Annotated in this window: 16 protein-coding genes; 8 read left to right on the forward strand and 8 right to left on the reverse strand. The window is 58.5% G+C overall.

What is annotated here, in order from left to right:
- Positions 1-331: 331 nt before the first annotated feature.
- The 4 genes from AC3RLQ_RS18400 to AC3RLQ_RS18415 all read left to right on the forward strand — a co-directional run bounded on the left by AC3RLQ_RS18400 (position 332) and on the right by AC3RLQ_RS18415 (position 5,227).
- Positions 332-1,357 (forward strand): aspartate-semialdehyde dehydrogenase, encoded by a 1,026-nt coding sequence (locus tag AC3RLQ_RS18400; protein WP_493030116.1) that lies wholly within the window; start codon positions 332-334, stop codon positions 1,355-1,357.
- Between the two features lie 383 nt (positions 1,358-1,740).
- Complete coding sequence (locus AC3RLQ_RS18405; RefSeq protein WP_493030117.1) at positions 1,741-3,420, forward strand: sensor histidine kinase; 1,680 nt, start codon at positions 1,741-1,743, stop codon at positions 3,418-3,420.
- Positions 3,417-4,100: a response regulator transcription factor gene (locus tag AC3RLQ_RS18410; protein ID WP_397382105.1), complete on the forward strand. Its 684-nt coding sequence runs from the start codon at positions 3,417-3,419 to the stop codon at positions 4,098-4,100. Before AC3RLQ_RS18405 ends, AC3RLQ_RS18410 begins: the two co-directional genes overlap by 4 nt.
- A 50-nt stretch (positions 4,101-4,150) precedes the next feature.
- On the forward strand, positions 4,151-5,227 hold the full coding sequence (locus tag AC3RLQ_RS18415) for a dipeptidase (RefSeq protein ID WP_493030118.1): 1,077 nt from the start codon (positions 4,151-4,153) through the stop codon (positions 5,225-5,227).
- Positions 5,228-5,242: 15 nt separating this feature from the next.
- On the opposite strand, the gene rtcA is transcribed toward AC3RLQ_RS18415, so the two are convergent.
- Positions 5,243-6,271 carry an RNA 3'-terminal phosphate cyclase gene (gene rtcA, locus AC3RLQ_RS18420; RefSeq protein ID WP_493030119.1) on the reverse strand — a complete coding sequence of 343 codons (1,029 nt, stop codon included), beginning with the start codon at positions 6,269-6,271 and terminating at the stop codon, positions 5,243-5,245.
- A 206-nt stretch (positions 6,272-6,477) separates the two neighbouring features.
- Between rtcA and AC3RLQ_RS18425 the strand changes: the two genes are divergently transcribed.
- Positions 6,478-6,984, forward strand: a complete 507-nt coding sequence (locus AC3RLQ_RS18425) for a putative polyvalent protein kinase domain-containing protein (RefSeq protein ID WP_493030120.1) — start codon at positions 6,478-6,480, stop codon at positions 6,982-6,984.
- 2 nt (positions 6,985-6,986) lie between these two features.
- On the opposite strand, the gene AC3RLQ_RS18430 is transcribed toward AC3RLQ_RS18425, so the two are convergent.
- The gene (locus AC3RLQ_RS18430; protein ID WP_493030121.1) at positions 6,987-8,474 is read right to left on the reverse strand and encodes an RtcB family protein; all 1,488 of its coding nucleotides are present in this window, start codon (positions 8,472-8,474) and stop codon (positions 6,987-6,989) included.
- A gap of 535 nt (positions 8,475-9,009) precedes the next feature.
- Positions 9,010-10,578 (reverse strand): vWA domain-containing protein, encoded by a 1,569-nt coding sequence (locus tag AC3RLQ_RS18435; protein ID WP_493030122.1) that lies wholly within the window; start codon positions 10,576-10,578, stop codon positions 9,010-9,012.
- Positions 10,579-10,851: 273 nt separating this feature from the next.
- Between AC3RLQ_RS18435 and AC3RLQ_RS18440 the strand changes: the two genes are divergently transcribed.
- Together AC3RLQ_RS18440 and rtcR are read left to right on the forward strand one after the other, a co-directional pair.
- A complete protein-coding gene (locus AC3RLQ_RS18440) occupies positions 10,852-11,586 on the forward strand; it encodes a hypothetical protein (RefSeq protein ID WP_493030123.1) in 735 nt (244 codons plus the stop codon).
- Positions 11,587-11,656: 70 nt separating this feature from the next.
- Entirely contained in the window at positions 11,657-13,252 is a 1,596-nt protein-coding gene (gene rtcR, locus AC3RLQ_RS18445) for an RNA repair transcriptional activator RtcR (protein WP_493030124.1), read from the forward strand.
- A gap of 9 nt (positions 13,253-13,261) precedes the next feature.
- Here rtcR and AC3RLQ_RS18450 read toward each other — a convergent pair whose 3' ends face one another.
- From AC3RLQ_RS18450 to AC3RLQ_RS18460, 3 genes are read right to left on the reverse strand one after another with little or no spacing between them, the layout of a single operon-like run.
- Positions 13,262-14,029: a pseudouridine synthase gene (locus AC3RLQ_RS18450; RefSeq protein ID WP_493030125.1), complete on the reverse strand. Its 768-nt coding sequence runs from the start codon at positions 14,027-14,029 to the stop codon at positions 13,262-13,264.
- 9 nt (positions 14,030-14,038) lie between these two features.
- Positions 14,039-15,163: a ribosome small subunit-dependent GTPase A gene (gene rsgA, locus AC3RLQ_RS18455; protein WP_461524819.1), complete on the reverse strand. Its 1,125-nt coding sequence runs from the start codon at positions 15,161-15,163 to the stop codon at positions 14,039-14,041.
- Positions 15,151-16,668, reverse strand: a complete 1,518-nt coding sequence (locus AC3RLQ_RS18460) for an OpgD/OpgG family glucan biosynthesis protein (protein WP_493030126.1) — start codon at positions 16,666-16,668, stop codon at positions 15,151-15,153. The genes rsgA and AC3RLQ_RS18460 overlap by 13 nt, the downstream gene beginning before the upstream one ends.
- 100 nt (positions 16,669-16,768) lie before the next feature.
- On the opposite strand from AC3RLQ_RS18460, the gene AC3RLQ_RS18465 reads away from it, so the two are divergent.
- A complete protein-coding gene (locus AC3RLQ_RS18465) occupies positions 16,769-17,392 on the forward strand; it encodes a DUF2238 domain-containing protein (protein WP_493030127.1) in 624 nt (207 codons plus the stop codon).
- Here AC3RLQ_RS18465 and AC3RLQ_RS18470 read toward each other — a convergent pair.
- Positions 17,382-18,005, reverse strand: a complete 624-nt coding sequence (locus tag AC3RLQ_RS18470) for a LamG domain-containing protein (protein ID WP_493030128.1) — start codon at positions 18,003-18,005, stop codon at positions 17,382-17,384. The two genes, AC3RLQ_RS18465 and AC3RLQ_RS18470, sit on opposite strands and share 11 nt — an antisense overlap.
- Positions 18,002-18,607 (reverse strand): hypothetical protein, encoded by a 606-nt coding sequence (locus AC3RLQ_RS18475; RefSeq protein WP_493030129.1) that lies wholly within the window; start codon positions 18,605-18,607, stop codon positions 18,002-18,004. The genes AC3RLQ_RS18470 and AC3RLQ_RS18475 overlap by 4 nt, the downstream gene beginning before the upstream one ends.
- Positions 18,608-18,613 lie beyond the last annotated feature (6 nt).

The raw sequence follows: 18,613 nt of genomic DNA on the forward strand, positions 1-18,613 counted from the left end.
TTGGGACGTTTGTCCGGAGCCGGCTTCCTTCTTCGCCAAGGCTACGAAGGACGCGGAAAGCCGGGACTAGAATACGAAGAGCCGGAACCGGACGGGCTAAGGCCCGAACTACGTCCGGGGATGCTGACGCTGGGGAAGGAGCGACTTGAGGCTTTAAGCTGGAAACTTGATGCGGGGCGTTTTGATCGAGGACGAGCAGGAGAACGAGAACGAGGACGATTTTTGAGGGGGACACGAGGGGTGCTGCGGGCCCTTTACCCGCCCTTGCATCCGGCGAGTGAGGCCTTACTATCGCAGCCCCTTTGAACCAACCCCCCGTTAGTAGAATACCATGAGCACCCTGAAGAATGTCGCCATTGTCGGAGCCACAGGCGCTGTGGGCGCGGAGATGATCCGCTGCCTGGAAGAGCGCAAGTTTCCCGTCGGCCAGCTTACCCTCCTTGCCTCCGCACGCAGCGCGGGGAAGAAGCTGAAGTTCAAGGGTGAGGACATCACCATTCAGGAGCTGACGCCGGATTCCTTCAAGGGGATCGACATCGCGCTGTTCAGCGCGGGTGGCGGCATTTCGCGTGACTTTGCCCCGCATGCGGTGAAAGCCGGTGCGGTGGTGGTGGACAATTCCTCCTTTTTCCGCCAGGACCCGAACGTTCCGCTGGTGGTGCCGGAGATCAATGCGGCGGATGTGAAATCGCACAAGGGCATCATCGCGAACCCGAACTGTACCACGGCGATCTCGCTGATGGCGCTGTATCCGCTGCACCAGGCGTTTGGTGTGAAGCGCATCTTTGCCTCCAGCTACCAGGCGGTGTCCGGCACGGGAGCTCAGGCGATCGAAGAACTGGCGAACCAGTCCCGTGAATGGGCCAGTGAGAACCGCGCCTGGGACGCTGCGAAGCTGGACAGCAAGCCTCACGTTTACCCGCATCAGATCGCCTTCAATGCGATCCCGCATGTGGATTCCTTCCTCGATTCCGGCTACACCAAGGAAGAGATGAAGATGGAGAACGAAGGGCGCAAGATTATGCACCACGACAAGTTCCGTGCGTCCGTGACCTGCGTGCGCATCCCGGTCTTCCGTGCGCACAGCATCGCCATCAGCGCGGAGTTTGAGAAGCCAGTCACGGTGGAAGCGGCGCGTGAAGTGCTGAGCAAAGCTCCAGGGCTGGATGTTCTGGATGATCCTGCCGCAAAGCAGTATCCGCTGGCACTCGACATCGCAGGCCGTGACAACTGCGCCGTGGGCCGCATCCGCATGGACTGCGCTCTGGACAATGGCCTGTGCTTCTGGGTCGTGGGTGACCAACTCCTCAAGGGTGCGGCGCTGAACGCGGTGCAGATCGCGGAGTGTCTGCTGTAAGCTGACCTAGCAAAACAAGGATTCAACCAAGGGCGGGGCCGATGAGGTCCCGCCTTTTTTGTGTTCATGTCAGCCCGGGCTTGAGACGGTTTTTTCCGGTTTTGGGCCGCCGCCCAAGCGTCTTACAATTTCCTTACAACGTACTCACAAGCTGCTGACTCAATTATTTTCATCCGTGCGAAGCTCAGATTAGATCAAAGGAAAGCGGGCATCGGCCCGGGCCTCATGATCACCCTTTTCTCAAGTGTGGTTATCCTTCTGGCTGTTGGAAACTCTACGAATCACCGGGGCGGACTTTAAAAGGTCCGCCCCGGTTCTTTTTATGGTTTTTATAAATTTTAGATGACCGGATAAATCGCGAGGCTAAATTTTACATCTCGCGCATGCTTCAACGCCGTTCCACGATCCTGTTCATCATTCTGGTGATCCTGCCGCTAGCTCTGCTGGCATGGCTGGGGACGTATCTCATTCGTGATGCGGAAAAACGCACCGACGCCTCCATGCAAGCCATTCTGGCTGAGCGTCTTAGCTCGGCGGATCAACATCTTCTGCATGACATGCGACAGCTTACGGATCGGCTGGATGTCTGGGGTGCGCAAAGCATTGGATCAGCCCGCCTGATGTCTCAGCGGCTGGCAAAGCACCCATGGATTGCCCAGACATGGTCTGTGACTGGCGAGGGGGAAACCGCTCCAGTCGAGTCTTTCGAGGGTCTGGCCGGATATCAGCCGGGGCAGATTTTCAAAGCCGAGGACCGCATCAAAGCCATTCTGGAATCCACGCGCAACCCGGACAGCATGCCTCAATTTATATCCGTCTTGGAAGATGGGGGGCCGCCGTTTCAGCGTGTTTATGTTTCTGGCAAGCTTTCAGCCTTACAGCGGCGCTCATCCGAGTGGATGACGTACCTCAAGATGTTTGGCTACCACATTGACGACCGTCCGGTGCAAACAGACACCCCCATGTCCTGGAGCGGCTGGCATGTGGGCGACTCCGTTTTCATGTACTGGCACCGGTTTGCCGATGGCAGCCTGAGCTGCGCCTTGCTGAACCCGCAGATGCTGATGAACTCCTTGTTTCAGCGCCTACCGCAGCCGGGGCTGGCCATCCCGCCGGGCCGCATGATGCTGACCACGGTGAAAGGCATCCCGCTGCACGAATGGGGCAAACGTTTGCCCGGGTCTGAGCGCCCACCAGCGGCGCATCGGGCTTGTTCGGAGCCGCTTTCACAATGGGAGATGGCCTATACGCCCGCGAATGAGGAGTTTCCCAAGCCCTACCTTTTCCCGATTCTGCTCGGTGTGAGTTCCGGTATCGTGCTCGTCTTTGTGGTGGGCTGGCTCTATTTCCATGAGAGCGCCAGTGAGATCCGCGTGGCGCAGCAGCGCGTGACGTTTGTGAACCAGATCTCGCATGAACTGAAGACGCCGCTGACCAACATCCGCCTCTATGCTGAAATGGCGGCGCATCGTGCGGAATCTCAGGGAGACACCATCGCAAAACGCCAGCTCGGTGTCGTGGAGGCAGAGACCTGCCGTCTGGACCGCCTGATCCAAAACGTGCTCAACTACGCCCGCCAGCAGCGTGACAAACTGACCATCCAGCCCAAACCGCTGGCACTGGATCAAACCGTTTCGCGCATTGCCGATTTTTGGAAGCCGCTGCTGGAGACCAAGGGGTTTGAAATCGTCACCTCTTTTAACGGGCCGGAGACTATCATGGCTGACCCCGACGCCATCGAACAGATCCTCGGAAATCTGATTTCGAATGTCGATAAATACGCGAATGCCGGCAAGTGGATCGCAATCCACACGGAGCATGATGAGCGCAATGCCCGGATCATTGTGGAGGACCACGGTCCGGGCATTCCTTCCGGCAAGCGCCGCACGGTTTTCGAGCCCTTTGAACGCCTCCGCTCCGACCTTGCTGAAGGCGTGAGCGGAACCGGCATCGGATTGACCATCTCACGCGAACTGGCACAATTGCATGGCGGTTCTCTTACGGTGTGTCCTAATTACCGCGACGGCGCACGCTTCATTCTCACCCTCCCCAACCAGTCATGACCAAAATACTCATCGCCGAAGACGACGACCACACGCGTGATGCCCTGCGCGAAGTGCTCACCATGGAGGGCTACCAAGTCATCCCCGCCAGCGACGGCCTGCAGGCGGTGGATTTTTTCCGCGCTGAAAATCCCGACTTCGTCTGCCTGGATGTGATGATGCCCGGCCTCAACGGCTATGAGGTGTGCAAACAGATCCGCCGTCAGGATGAAAAAGTGCCCATTCTCTTTCTCACGGCCAAGGCTGAGGAGATCGACACAGTGCTCGGTCTTGAACTGGGGGCTGATGATTACATGACGAAGCCCTTTGGGGTGAAGGAGATCATCGCCCGCATCCGCGCCATTCTACGCCGCACGGCATCGCGTGGCGGTGGCAGGACGGATGATGACTTCACGATGGACGATCTGCGCATCGTGCCAACAGAGCTGCGCGCCTACCGCGACAAGGTGGAACTGGCCCTGAGCCCACGTGATGTGAAAGTGCTGCGACTGCTTTATGACCGCCGGGGGAAGGTGATCGACCGCAACACCCTCGCGGACGAAGTGTGGGGTGTGGACTATTTCCCGGAAAGCCGGGCGCTGGACCAGCACATTTCGCAACTGCGCAAGCGCATCGAAAAAGACCCGGCTCAGCCGAGAATTATCCGAACTGTGCATGGTGCAGGCTATCGCTTTGAATGACATGTGATTGCGTCAACGTAGAATGACGCTCACGTTAGTCATTCTCTCCCATGCTTACCTTCGACGCTCACCTCGACCTCAGCCTCAACGCCCTCGGCGGATTCAATCGCGACCTTCGCCTGCCTGTACATGAGATTCGACGTCGTGAGGAAGGCATGACCGGCAAGGGACGCGCCCGTGGCACCACCGCCTTTCCGGACATGCGGCGTGGCAAGGTGGGCATTTGCGTAGCGACGCAGCTGGCGGGTTGCATGCCGGGGCCATCTCCCATCGCAGGGTGGATGTCTGCGGAGCAGGCGTGGGCGGAAACGCAGGGGCAGCTCTCGTGGTATCGCGCCATGGAGGAGGCGGGTGAGATGCGCCAGATCACCAATGTGCGCGAGCTTGATGAGATGATCACGCTCTGGAATGACGCCTCGATTCCCGACGAGAAAAAAGCCATTGGGTATATTTTGAGTCTCGAAGGTGCGGACTCCATCCGCAGTGTGGGGCATCTTGAAAAAGCGTGGGAGCAGGGGCTGCGTGCCATGGGACCTGCACACTATGGCGTGTGCCGTTATGCTTTGGGTCATGACAAGGTGGGGCCTCTGCCCGCCGGTGGCAAAGAGCTGATCCAGGAAATGGACAGGCTGGGGATGATTCTCGATGTGACTCACCTCAGCGATGAGTGCTTCTGGCAGGCGCTGGAGATTCATCAGGGCACCGTGTGGGCCAGCCATAGCAACTGCCGCGCCCTGGTTCCTGATCCGCGCCAGTTTTCCGATGACCAGATCAAAGCACTCATCGCACGCGGCGGCGTCATGGGTGCAGCGCTGGATGCGTGGATGATGGTTCCGGGCTGGGTTCGTGGAAAAACGACACCGCAGGAAGTTGGACTCAAGCTTGAGGTCATTTGCGATCACATCGATCACGTGTGCCAGCTTGCAGGGAACGCTTTGCACAGCGGCATCGGCACGGATCTGGATGGGGGCTATGGAACCGAGCAGACGCCGGAGGATCTGGATACCATCGCCGATCTCTCACGCATACCTGCGATGCTCGAAAAGCGTGGCTACAAGGCTGAGGACATCGCCAACATCATGCATGGCAACTACCTGCGCCTGCTGCGTGAAGCGTGGGCGGAGTGATGGAGGGCGGCTGCATCAACTGCAGCGGATTTGTTTCACGCCTGGCGCCAGCTCTTCGACCGTGAACTTCACGGGCAGGAACTGCTCGATCAATGCCATGTTCGTCCGGGTGTGGTCGCTGATCGCCAGGGTATGAAACACGCCGCCGCCGGCCAGCGCCATGGGCAGCAGCAGTTGATCGGCGAGATGAACTCCTACGGGTGCGGATGAGGCGAGATATGAGCGCAGTCCTTTCGCGGCACCTGTGGCCACGGCTTCAGACGATTTGCCCTGCTGCGCGATGCCACTGCTGATCTCGCACACGTTCGCAAAGCGGGCACCCAGCAGGATGGTATTGCCGGGGCCTGGGCTGTCATTGGCATAGCGAAGTTCAATGTCAGTGGCCGGCCATGCCAGGAGAGCGGAGGCCGTCGCGATTTCGCGTTCGGCGATGTCGCGATGCAGATGAGCGTGGAGGACGCGGCCGAAGGTTCCCACCGCATCTCCGCGGTCGATGAGCTTGAGCTTTTTCCACTTTTTGAGGGGTTGGATTTCTGCCGTAATCGCGCCACCACCTGCCTGCATGAATCCATGGCGCTCCAGCGTGGCGGTGGCTTTCACGCCCATGCTTTGGATCACCGGCAGATAGCACTGCTCGATGAATTCAAATGGTGGTGCCATGGGATTGTGCGTGCCGCCTTCGATACGAAGCGTGCTGGGAGCTTCCGCATGCAGGAGCGCGGGCAGCAGGGTCTGCAGGACGAGGGTGGTGCTGCCGCCGGAGCCAATGGGGAAAGAATAAGCGCCGGCTATGACTTTCCCAGGGTGGAACACGAGCTCCACCGATCCGAGATCAGCGCCATCGACGCTCGCTTCGCAGACTTCTGCGGCGGCTTTCACGCAGGTGAGATGCTGGCGCATCAGGCCTGGCTTGGGCCGCTTGCCACGGATGTTGGTCATGCGAAATGGACGGCCGGTGACAAGGGACAGGGAGAGCGAGGAGCGCAGCAACTGCCCGCCGCCGGATTCGCCGGAGATTTGGAGGATGGGGGTGGATTTGGTCATTGCGGAAAAAAATCGGGTGGATAGGCTATAATCATGGCGATCGGAACAGCTACTATTGATCAAAGGCGTGCGGCGGATCGCAAGCGCGTGGCTGAATATCTTCAGAACCAAAAGCCCATTGAGCGAGCCGAATGGCTGGCGCAGATCCGGGTCTTTGAATTGGCAGGACGGGACACAGCATCAGCACTGCCATTCTGGAAACGGCTATGGCGCAGGAGCTGAAGCAGGTGTGTTTGCCCGAGGGTTTCGGCCAGACACGCGGCTCGGAACATGAGGTATGGCTTTCGGCTGCGGGCATGCGAGTAATCAAGGCCACTCACGCAGGCGAGTTTGGACGAAAATTTGGCCCCGCCCGTTTTGCGACGCAGGAGGAGTATCTGGAACGAATCGGGCTCATCAATGAGGAGTTCTCTCTCGACTGGCAAATCGAAGGGGTTTGTGGTGTGGGCAAATCTCTGCGCGTCGTCACCTCTCAGCCAGCCTTCATTGGCAAGCCGCCCACCCTGACGGAAATTCGTCAGTACATGCTTGCCCATGGATTTATGTTTCATAGCACACGATTTGGTGATGCTTGGTTTCGAAGGGAAGACAGACTGCTGGTATCAGATGCGGAACCGAAGAATGCAGTGGTGACTGTTCAAGGAATCATGCCGTTTGATTTTCTCATCGCCCGGCCTGCACCAGAATTGCTGGTGCAGGCCGGGCTTAGATAAGCTCAATCATCCGCCTCTGCCGCGTCCTTGATGACGAAGCGGGCTTTGAGTTTGCAGACCTGCTGAGCGAGACCGGCGGCTTCGACGCTGCGGAGGACTTCTTTGAAATCCTTGTAGGCGTTGGGGGCTTCGTCGATCGGGTACTGGCGGGCGTTGTAGAGGATGTCGTGAGTATCGAAGTCAGCATCAACGTTCTTTTGATCGAGCGTGCGTGCGGCGGCTTTGCGGCCCATGCAGCGGCCGGCACCGTGGTTCACGCTGTAGCAGCTTTTCACGGCATCGGGTTTCGCCACCATCACCACGGAGCCATCGCGCGGATTTCCGGGCAGCAGGATCGGGTGACCGGTATTGGCAAAAGGCGTATCCTTGAGCGCGTGGTGGCCACCGGGGAAGGCGCGTGTGGCGCCTTTGCGGTGCACCCAGGCGAGCTGGTTATCCACGACCTCCTGACGGGCGATGTTGTGGCTGATGAAGTACACGAGCTGGCCTTTGGTACCTGGCAGCACTTCCTGGAAGGCCTCCAGCACGAGAGCATTGATGAGCATGTGGTTCACGGTGGCGAAGTTTGCCCCGAGAGCCATGTCATCGAGATAGGCGTCAGCTTCGGGGGTACCGAGCGGAGCATAGACGAGCTGTTTATCTTCGGCAGGAAAGGACAGCCCCCAGGTGCGGAAGAAGCCTTCCAGTGACTTGAATTGACGCTGGGCAAGGATGTTGCCGAACCCGCGAGAGCCGCAGTGGCTGAGGAAGGCGACATGGTTGTCCTGCAGGCCGAAGACCTCGGCGGTCTGACGCATCGCAGGATCATCGGCAAGCTGCACAACCTCGCACTCACCGAAGTGGTTTCCACCTCCGTAAGAACCGAGCTGCATCATCTTGTTTTCAAATCCGGCGAAGCCGTTGAAGGAGCGCATCTTGTCCAGGCGCTCGTTCAGGGTGGAGATGTTTCCATCGTGGCCGAGGTGAGAGCTGTCTTCGCAGCGCAGCGCCCACTCGGGCGGGATACCGAGTGCTTCGCACACGCTTTTGCTCGCGCCTTCGGTGCACACCTGCACACCGAGAGCCTCGGACACGCGACGGGATTTTTTCGCCTCGCGCTGACCACGACCTGCCCCGGTGGGGGTGCGGAGCAAGATGGCATCGATGAGCTGACGGCGGATCGCTTTGTCAACGATCGCATCGGCAGGGATGTTCATCTGCAGCAGGGACATGGAGCACTTGATGTCCACGCCCACGGGGCCTGGATAGATGTGCGTTGGCGAAACCATCACGCAGCCGACCGGCGCACCGTAACCAGCATGCGCGTCGGGATTGAGGACGAGATCGGTCACGCCCGGAGCGGAGCGCGAGTTCAGAGCTTGATCGATGCAGGTTTGGTCAAAGCCGGAGCGAATTGCTTCTGTACCGATCACGGTGATCGGTTTACCTGCGTTATTGCGGGCAGGCAGGAAGGCTTCGGCTTCGGCGGTGATATGGAATGGGGAGGTCATGGTTGTTTGGAAATTGGCGGTGACGACAAGGATTTGATGAAACGTTCTCTGCTCTACCAGGCTGAGCTACGGTCCCGTGAAATTGGAAAGGTAGGACCGGTGGGATTTGAACCCACGACCGGAGGGTGAATAGCCATGTAGTTCCATCGGCATTCGTCACCATTTGAGGTGATTGGTTTATGAAAGGAGATGGCGACAAGGATGGAGAGACTTCTCCGCATTGCTGCGGGGCGGGATTTGAACCCGCTGGTTTCGATGTAGTCCGCTCCGGCATTCGCCAAAGATGGTGGTTAGGTGTGAAAAGGTGACGGCGACAAGGTGGAGAGAAACATTCAATTGCTCTACCGACTGAGCTACTGCCATGCTTGCGCATGACAGGCAGGGATCGAACCTGCGGCCGACTGATTAATGTAGTTCCTCAGTGCATTCGCCGTCATTTGGAAAGGGTTGGATGGAGCCTGGTGACAAGGATTGGAGAGACGCAACAGTTGGAAATGTAGTCCGCTCCAGCATTCACCAGGCTCCAAAGTTTGGGTTAAAGGGGTGTTTTTTCGATTTCGCCGATCCAATGGGCGCTGCTGAGTTCACCACGGGCAAAGGCGGCGATCACGTTGAACACGGCATCAGAGAAGCCACCGATGTTGAGGATGTCCTCGCGCTCCTGCGCCTGGGTGGTCGCATACGGCTGGATGTCCAGACACACGAGACGGGCTTTCGGATTGCGCTGCTTGAAGATCATCCACTCGCTCATGGTGCGGGTGGCTGAACCGCCGAAGTGGCCGTGATAGGGGGTGTCCATCCACGACTCGTTGTCGGAGACGTAGATCACCAGATCCGCCTGCACCTTGCGGGCATTGAGATCGATGAGCACGGCGCTGCAGTTCGTTCCGCCGCAAGGCAGAGATGCGAGCTTCTGCGCGTTCGTCATCACGGAATCACGAGGATTAAGCGACACACGAACCACGTTATTCTCAAACGGCAGCACTTCGGCATCACGGTTCTGACGCAGGAAGGCGGCGGCCACCAAGGCGGCCACATCGATGCAGCGCACCTTGCTGGTGGCGCCCTTGCGGACACCGGTTACAGCGGAGTGCATGGAACCGGACACGTCCGGCGCTACGACCACCTTTCCAGCAACCACCGGCACGTTGGAGACCGAGATCTCCATCGCATCCTGCAGGGCTTCCTTCACCTCGTGCGGGACTTCCGCGCCGACGTTGAGATAGGCAGCCATGAGCTGGTACGGGAACACCTTGGAGCGGCGCACCTGCTCCTCATGGCGCAGGCGGCTGGCCACGAGACGGGTGATTTCCTTGATGGAGAACACGCCGTGACGGGCGAAGGTGTTCAGGTTCATGCGCGTCATCTGCCATGGGGCACGACGGGCGATGGCCTGCCACTGCTCTGCCGTCAAAGGCAGTGCGGTGAGCATCTGGAACGGCACGTCCGGCGGATCTCCAGCAGGGTCGGCTTTCCAGGCCTCGAACTCGCGCACGATGCGTGGCAGTGCCGAAGACTCATGCTTGCGACCGATGAGGTAGCCATAGAGCGCCTCACGGCTTTTCGTGGCCGGGTGCGGGTGCACCATTTTCACGATGTCTGCCAGCGAAGGCGACTGACCCACGTCTGCACGGAAGATGGCCTCGTCCGAACGAGTCTCAAACCAGCGGCGCACGAGGCGCTTTGGCAGAGAACCGAGGGATTTACGACCCGTCACACCGGAGCGGAGGATCTGCACGAAGTTCCGCAGCATCTTGGCATCGTCGATCACGCGATCAAAGATCAGTTCCAGACGTTCGGCATCACGGGCGGCAAGCACGGCGCAGAGCAGTGCTGGCATATCCTTCATGAAACCTTTCTGGCGGCAGTGAAGCGCCGTGCGGGCGATAAAGTCGGTCGGAACTTTCTCACACAGCTTCAGCACCTGCTGGAGCTGATCTTCCGCCGTGGCGTAAAAGGTGCGGTTCAGGCAACCCGTGGCCGCATACTGAGCCAACGCATGACGAGGCTTGAGCTGGTAGGCCAGGCCACCGGCTTCATTGAAGCTGTCAGCCTTTGGAGCCAGAGCGCCGCGGAGGGTCGAAAAGAGTGATTTGCTAGCCATGGTGTTGGTTTGGGTTGGTCGTTTGTGTGTGCCAATACCTAACGCTAGGGCCGTGCCAAGTGCTCTGGACCAGGTGTCTGGAGGACGCTGGAAGCCTTGTAAAACAAGGGCTCCAGGAATTTTCAGATTATTTTTTCGGGACAAAAAGCGATGTTTTAAATCCCGAATATTATCTCCAATGGGATATTGTTTTATCTTTTTGGATAGTGTATTCAGTCGATAATTCAATGAGTGCTTCCGTCAGTTGCTTTGCATGTGTTTTAGACCAACTTCATGAGTGATGCAGTCCCCAGTTCCAGCCCAAGAGAAACCCACGCAACGCAGCCAGGACAAGGCAGCGGCGGGAGGCTTGCGGATGCCGCAGCACTCCTCAGCGCAAGCACTGGAACTGATGCAGCGGAATTTAGGACACTCGATGCCCTCGGTGATCGACAGGCTGCGGAGCAAAAACTGATCGAACCATGGATCGAACTTCACGGTCTCTGGATGGAGATCGCGAATTTAAACGAGCTGTTGCTCGGAGGCACGGAGCATGATGTGGCACGTGTTGGTGACCCTGTGTCGCATGTTCGCCGAGTCACGAAGCCGACGGATGAGATCAAGGGTGCGGGCTACGGCTACACGCCAATCGTTGAAGGCGGGCTGAAACTGGGACCGGCAAGCTTGGGCGAATATCTGCGCCGCCTGGTGCTGCTGAATGAAGTTTTTCCCGATGTGGCCATGACTTTGGAGGGATTCATCCGTACACCGCTCAGGCTGGAGGTGGTGACGTTGCAGGAGTATGTGCCTGGACGATTGCTGGGAGACATCGCTGCGGAGGTCGGCGGCCATGAGGTGCGGCGGCTCATTGAAGGATGGTTCACGCGACGAGGTTTTGCGAAGCTGTATCTGAGCAACCAACCGGGGCCTTCGCGTGCATGGTATCGGAGGCGGACAACACGGCAGTGTTTGATGCCAAGCCAGCGAACCTTCTGGAGTGGAATGGTTCTCTCCGTCCCATTGATGTGAATCCTGTACGCCCAACCGGCGCATTGCTGCGAGCCATTCGAGCCGCGCTGTAACTTTCCCTGCTCTCTGCATGAAACCCATCATCACATTTGGATTCCTCGGATCGAACTTGGACCGTGCCTCAGGGCCGGAAAGATGGTCGAAATGGCGGCCCACGGTGGCGATGTGTCAGCAAGAGGATTTGGTGATTTCGCGGCTGGAGCTGCTGGCAGAACCGAAGTTCATGGATCTGGCGCAGCAGGTGAAGGCGGACATCGAGAAAGTGTCGCCGGAGACGACGGTGGTGGTGCATGAGTTCCCACTGAAAGACCCGTGGGATTTGCAGGAAGTGTATGAGCGGCTCTATGACTTCGTGCGTGGGTACAGCTTTGATCCGGAGAAGGCGGATTACCTGATCCATCTCACGACGGGGACGCATGTGGCGCAGATCTGCTGGTTCCTGCTGAATGAGGCGAACTTCATTCCGGCACGGCTTCTACAGACCTCGCCATCGCGTGAGAGTGGACGTGATGCGAAGGCTTCAGGGCGTTATGAGATCATTGATCTCGATCTTTCGAAGTATGACCGTCTTTCCACCCGCTTTGCGCAGGAGCAGGAGCGGACGCTGGATTTTCTGAAGAGCGGCATCGCCACGAAGAGCAAGGGTTTCAATAAGCTCATTGAGCAGATTGAGCTCGTGGCGGTGAACTCCAAAGCGCCCATTCTCATCATGGGCCCAACGGGTGCAGGCAAATCCATGCTGGCCAGCCGCATTTATGATCTGCGACGTTCGCGCGCTGGAATTGGCGGCAGGTTTGTGGAAGTGAACTGCGCCACGCTGCGCGGTGATCATGCGATGTCGGCGCTCTTTGGGCACAAACGCGGCTCTTTCACGGGTGCCCAGTCGGACAGGCCTGGGTTGCTGAAGGAGGCGGACAAGGGGCTCATTTTCCTGGATGAAATCGGTGAACTCGGTCTCGATGAGCAGGCGATGCTGCTGCGAGCACTGGAGGACAAGACGTTCCTGCCAATGGGCAGTGACAAGACGGTGCAGAGTGATTTTCAGCTCATCGCGGGAACGAATCGTGATCTGCGCACACAGGTCGCGGCTGGCAAGTTTCGTGATGATCTGCTGGCACGGATCAACTTGTGGACCTTCACGCTGCCGAGTCTCGCGGAGCGGAGAGAGGACATTGCTGCGAATCTCGACTTCGAATTGGAACGCTTCGCGAAATCGCATCGACGGCAGGTGCGGATGAACAAGGAAGCGCGCGAGGCCTTCCTCAAATTTGCCCGCAGTCCCGATGCTAAGTGGAGCGCTAATTTCCGCGATCTGAATGCAGCGGTGACGCGGATGGCCACGCTGGCCCCCAGAGGCAGGATCACCGTGGAATGTGTGGAGACGGAGGCTGCGCGATTGTGCGAAGGCTGGCGGGATGCTGGTGATCAGGCATCCAGCCGGGAAAACTCCTTGCTCACCAAGGCGCAGAGGGAGGAGATTGATCCCTTTGATCTGGCGCAGCTGGATTTTGTTTTGCAGGTGTGTCGGGAAAGCAAAACGCTCTCCGATGCCGGGCGGAAGCTGTTCGCGGTTTCGCGTGCCAAGCGCTCGAAGATGAATGACGCGGACCGGCTGAAGAAATACCTAGCGCGCTTCAAGTTGAGCTGGGATCAATTGATGCAGTGATGCTGCGGCTTACCGCAGTTCCTGCGGCTCGCGTGATTTCAGGACTTCGTACTTCGTGAGTTCACGCCACTGGCCTTTGGGCAGATTTCCCAGAACGAGCATGCCGATTTTGACGCGCACTAAACGGAGGACTTCGATGTTAAAGGCTTCAAGCAGGCGGCGGATGTGGCGGTTGCGGCCTTCATCGAGGACGACTTCCAGCCACATGTTCTTTTCGCCACTGCGAAGGATCTTGATGGCCTTGGCGGAGAGGTGATCGCCTTGCTCTTCGTCTACGACGCCTTCCTTGATCTGCGCGAGGCGCTTTGCATCAATGGTGCCGCTGATTTGAACGTGGTAGGTTTTGTCGAGATGCGTGTCGGGATTGGTGATGGTGTCCGCCCAGACGTTGTCATTGGTGAAGAGGAGCATGCCTTCACTGGCTTTGTCCAGCCGGCCCACGGGAGAGAGGTGCGGCAGCTTGGAGTTTTCAAAGCAGGAAAAAACCGTCTCGCGGCCGAGTTCGTCCGAGGCGCTGGTGACGAGACCGCGCGGCTTGTTGAGCATGACGTAGAGACGCGGCGCCTGATTGATGCTGACGTCGTCCATGATGATGACGTCTTTTTTGAGGATCACGGGGAACTCGGGATTCTTCCGCACGACGAGGTTCACCTTCACCTTGCCCATGCGAATCAGTTCGGTGGCGCGGCTGCGCGAGCAGAAGCCGAGCTTTGACATGGCGCGGGCGAGGCCGGTGCGGGCGAGGCCGGTGCGGGTGGGAGGGGGCTGGGGAGGCATGGGTGCAGATTAATGGCGTGGCTTCAAATCGCGCTCGATATCCTCGCGATCGACGCGATTACGCGCCTTGATTTTGTGATCGCGTTTGTTGCGGCGTTCGACGGTCATCTGGCGCTTTTTGCGCTGTTTGCGCAACTTGGCGATTTCGTCCTCCAGCTTTAGATATCCTTCGTAGCGCTCGGCATCCAGGGTCCCGGACTCCACGGCGGTGCGGATGGCGCAGCCAGCATCGGTGCCGTGCTTGCAGTCATGGTATTTGCAACGCTGGGCCAGTTCTTCGATGTCGGCAAAGCGTTCGCGCAGCGTGGTTTCATTCGTCCACATCTGCACCTCTTTGATGCCGGGGTTGTCGATGAGGATGCCGCCCCTGTCGAGCACGAGCAGCTCACGTGCGGTGGTGGTGTGGCGGCCTTTGCCGGTGACTTCGTTCACTTCATCCACCCACTGCCAATCCTCACCCAGCAGGAGATTGACGAGTGCGGATTTGCCGACACCGCTGGAGCCGATCACGGCCACGCTTTGGCCACGCTTGAGGTAGTCCTTCAGCACCTTGAGCCCCTTGCGCTTTTTCACGCTGGTCACGTGCACATCGGCATCGGCATTGAGGGCACGGATGGCCTCGGCGGCCTCCTGATTCTGCTTGTCGGGATAGAGGTCGGCCTTGTTGACAAGGACGACGGCTTTCGCACCACTGCGGGAGATGAGCGTGAAGTAGCGCTCCATGCGGCGCAGGCTGTAATCAGGCCCGGAATCGGTGACAACGATCACGGCATCCACATTCGCTGCGATCACCTGTTCCTCGGCACTGAAGCCGGAGGCTTTGCGTGAGAAGCAGGTCTGGCGTGGCAGACGTGCACGGATGATATTGTCACCGTTTTCGCCACCTACTTCGAGAGCCACCCAGTCGCCTACGGCAGGAAGCTCGGCATCCGTTTCAGCATCGTGATAAACTTTGCCACCAAGGATGACCTCGAACTCATCGAAGCCGTTCGTCCCATCTTCAAGCAGAGCTCCGTAGCTGATCTTGTTGTCACGGATCAGGCGCGCAGGTTTCCAGCCCTGCTCGCGAAACGGTTCGAAGTGTTTCGCGAAGAACTCGTTCCAGCCCAGATCGATGAGACTTAGCGACGCCATTGATACATCCAGCGTTCAGAAATGACCTGCTTCTCGTCTTTCAGTTCCATCATGATTTCCAGCAGGTTGGAGGTCTCGGGAATGTCGAGCTTGAAGAAGGCACGCCAGCCGCCGGTCTCGTTGTTGCGCATCACACGCTTGTCCAGAACCTTGCCCTCGCCAGCACTGAGAACGACATCAATGTCAGGTGCCCAGTCCTTGGGTTTGGTGGCGCCGTTCTCAGCGCCTTTGGCAAAATCCACGACATACAGATGATCGTCTGAGTCCATCACAAAACCACGGCGTGAACTGATGACTCTGCACAGCGCGCCTGGCAGATGTTGATCAAGCCAATGGAGCTTGTACTCGACTTTGAGCGGCTCTGCGGGTGTCGCGGGCAGGTGCGCCGGCTTCCACATGGCGACGATGTTGTCCCAGGTCTCTTCACCGCTGGAGAGTTCGACGAGGGTGACAGCGCCTTTGCCAAATCCGCTCACCGGTTCCACCCACACCGCCGGACGGCGATGATAGTTGGCTTCGAGATCCTGGAAGTTGTTGAAGTCACGATCCCGCTCCGCGAGGCCGAAGCCCTTGAGATTGTCCGTTTCAAAAATGCTCAGGCGCATGTCACGGCTGACATCCAGCGGACGCCAGATGGACGGGCCGTCCTTAATTTCGACCTGCAAACCGTCCGAATCATGCACCTCGGGGCGGAAATCGTAGGGTTTCGGATGCGAGTTCTCACCGAACCAGAACATGCTCGAAAAGGGTGCGATGCCCAGCATCTTGACCTGCTTGCGGAGATGAAGAGAAGCCTTGATCCTCATTTCAGTGCTGATTCCGGGTGTGGATTCAAATTCATAAGCGCCGGTGATGCTGGGGCCATTCAGCAGCGCGAGCAGTTTGAACGACTTTTCTCCTGCCTTGGGCTCCTTGAACCAGAAATGGGTGAAGTCGGGGAATTCTTCGGGTTCGCCGCCGATCGTGTTCACCGCCACGCCGCGCGCGGAGATGCCGTAGCCGAGCTGCGTGGTGACAGCGCGGTAGTAACTGGCGCCCATGAACACCATGAACTCGAAGGGGCGCTTAACCAAGGAGTCGGGGGCCAGCACGCGAAACCCCGCGTAGCCGACGGGATTCTTGGCGCTCGCAGGCACCTTGAGGTCACCATAGTCAAAGTGGCTGCCATCAAACGGCACACCGACGGTCTGGGGGTCCTTGATATTGTAAAAGACGACCGGTTTTTTGAACATCCAGCCTGGGTGGAAGAACTCGACACGGAATGCATCTCCCTGCTCGGCAAACAAGGCTTTGTCACGCAGGAACCGGATCTGCCGGTGACCATCGTACTTCAGCCCCTCGAAAAACGGATCGAGCTGCTGCGTGGGCGCCTGATAGGGCTGCAGCGCCAGTTGCGCGGCCACTTTTTCGAGGTCGGCAAAGCTTTTGACGGATTCCAGAGTGATTTGGGCCTGGCTCGGCGAAGCGGAAAGAACCAGGGCGGCCAACGGAAGAATGAATTTCATGCGGGAGGGGTGTGCTAGGATGCAGCACACAGAGTGCCAGTCAACCGGTGTAGCAGGAAGCTCTTGCCAAAGGCCCGGCCAGGCGTTGCATGCGTACCGCATGCCCCCTGCCCCTCCCGCGAAGCTGCTGCCAGTCATCCTGTTCAATGCCGCCTACATGATGGCGGCTATCATCGGGGCCATTGTTCAAGGGAACCGTGAGTTCATTTTCTACATCGTGGTCATGGTCATTTTGATCGGGGTCATGAGCACCGTCCATCGCCGTGTGCGGCTCACGACGCCGCTGCTGTGGGCCTTTTCGGTTTGGGGGCTTGCCCACATGGCAGGCGGCCTGTGCCCCCTGCCCACCGGCTGGCCTTACAATGGGGATCAGGCGGTGCTATATAGCTGGTGGATCGTGCCGCAGTGGCTGAAATATGACCAGATCGTGCATGCCTATGGCTTTGGCGTCACCACCGGGCTCTGCTGGCACCTTTTGAGCAAGGCACTGCGTCAGCCGGATGGCAGTGCGGTGCGCCCCACGTTTGGCATGCTTACCTTGTGTGCTGCGGGTGGCATGGGATTCGGGGCGCTGAACGAGGTGATCGAGTTCATCGCTGTTTTGACGATCCCCAATACAAACGTGGGGGGCTACGAAAATACGGGCTGGGATCTCGTTTCCAACCTCATCGGGACGGTGATCGCAGCGGTGATCATCCGCTGCCGCTGCCAGATCAGCCGGTGATTTTCAGGCTACGAAACTCCAGTGCGCCGGCATTTTCGCCTTCGGGGCCACCCGAATCCCCGCCCAGGCCGAAGGTTTGCTTTTCCTCGGCGATGCAGGGATGGCTCGCGGTGATGGTCTTGCCATCGATGGTGGCGGTGATGGTTTCGCCTTTGAATTCGATCTTCACGTGATGCCAGCCGCCCACGGCAAGGATGTTGGGCTGTTTGAGCAGTTCCACGTTCTCGCCCTTTTTCGGATGGGCCAGGATGCGCAGCGTGTCCGTGCCCATGACAAGGTGGACGATGTGCCCGCGCTCCTGCGAACCATTGAAGATGATGCCGGCAAAGGTCGCCTTGCCTTCCAGCCGGAAGTCGCATTCGAAGACGGCGTCTTTGAGCGAAAGTTTGCGCATTTTGACCGGTCCGTGACGACGCGGACCGGATTCAAAACCACGCAGTACGCCGCCCTTCGACGTCCAGGTGCCGAGACCCCAGAACCAATCTTTGGAGAGTTCGGTGGTGAAGATTTCTTCGAGCAGGGTTTGGGGTTCGGCGGCTCGAATGTGACCCACGAGGGCGCATTGCAGCACAAAGAGGACGCAGGCGAATCTCAAGAGATGCCGGACGTTCATGGCTTCGTCTCGCCGCTGATCTTGAGGTTGCGCACCTTCACGGATTTACCGGCAGCCAGCCAGCTTCGTGCTTTCGGTGTCGCAAAATAAGGATGCTGCGCCTTCAGTTCCTGGCCATCGAGATTGGCGGCCATTTGATCGCCCTGCCATTCGACGCGCAACTTGTGCCACTCACCTGCTTTTACCGTCATCGGCAGCTTGGCAATGGTGTGAGAGGGCGCCACGGAGTCTTCCGCGATGCTCAAACCTGCGGCACCGACAACCACACGGCCCACATGTTTGCTGGAATCACAACCCACGAGGAAGCTGCCCGGGCCTTCGATCAAGAACTCCACCTCGATGGTGGCGCTGGAGAGGCCCACTTTGTGATGAAGCACGGGGATGTGCTTTTGCTCAGGCAGATCCAGCACGCTGAGGACGCCGCCTTCGGGTGTCCATTTTCCTTTGGCAATGCTGAAACTGGAGTCCAGCGGTGTTTTGAAATCTGGCGTGGAGAGGACCGGCAGGACGTGATCGTGCAGCAGCGGTTTGGTTTCCTGGGCCAGAGCGGCTGAAGCGAGGGTGAGTGCGAGGGAAGCGGCGAGAAAAGAACGGAGATTCATGGTGTG

The organism is Prosthecobacter sp. GW821-HT29F12 (assembly GCF_058803405.1).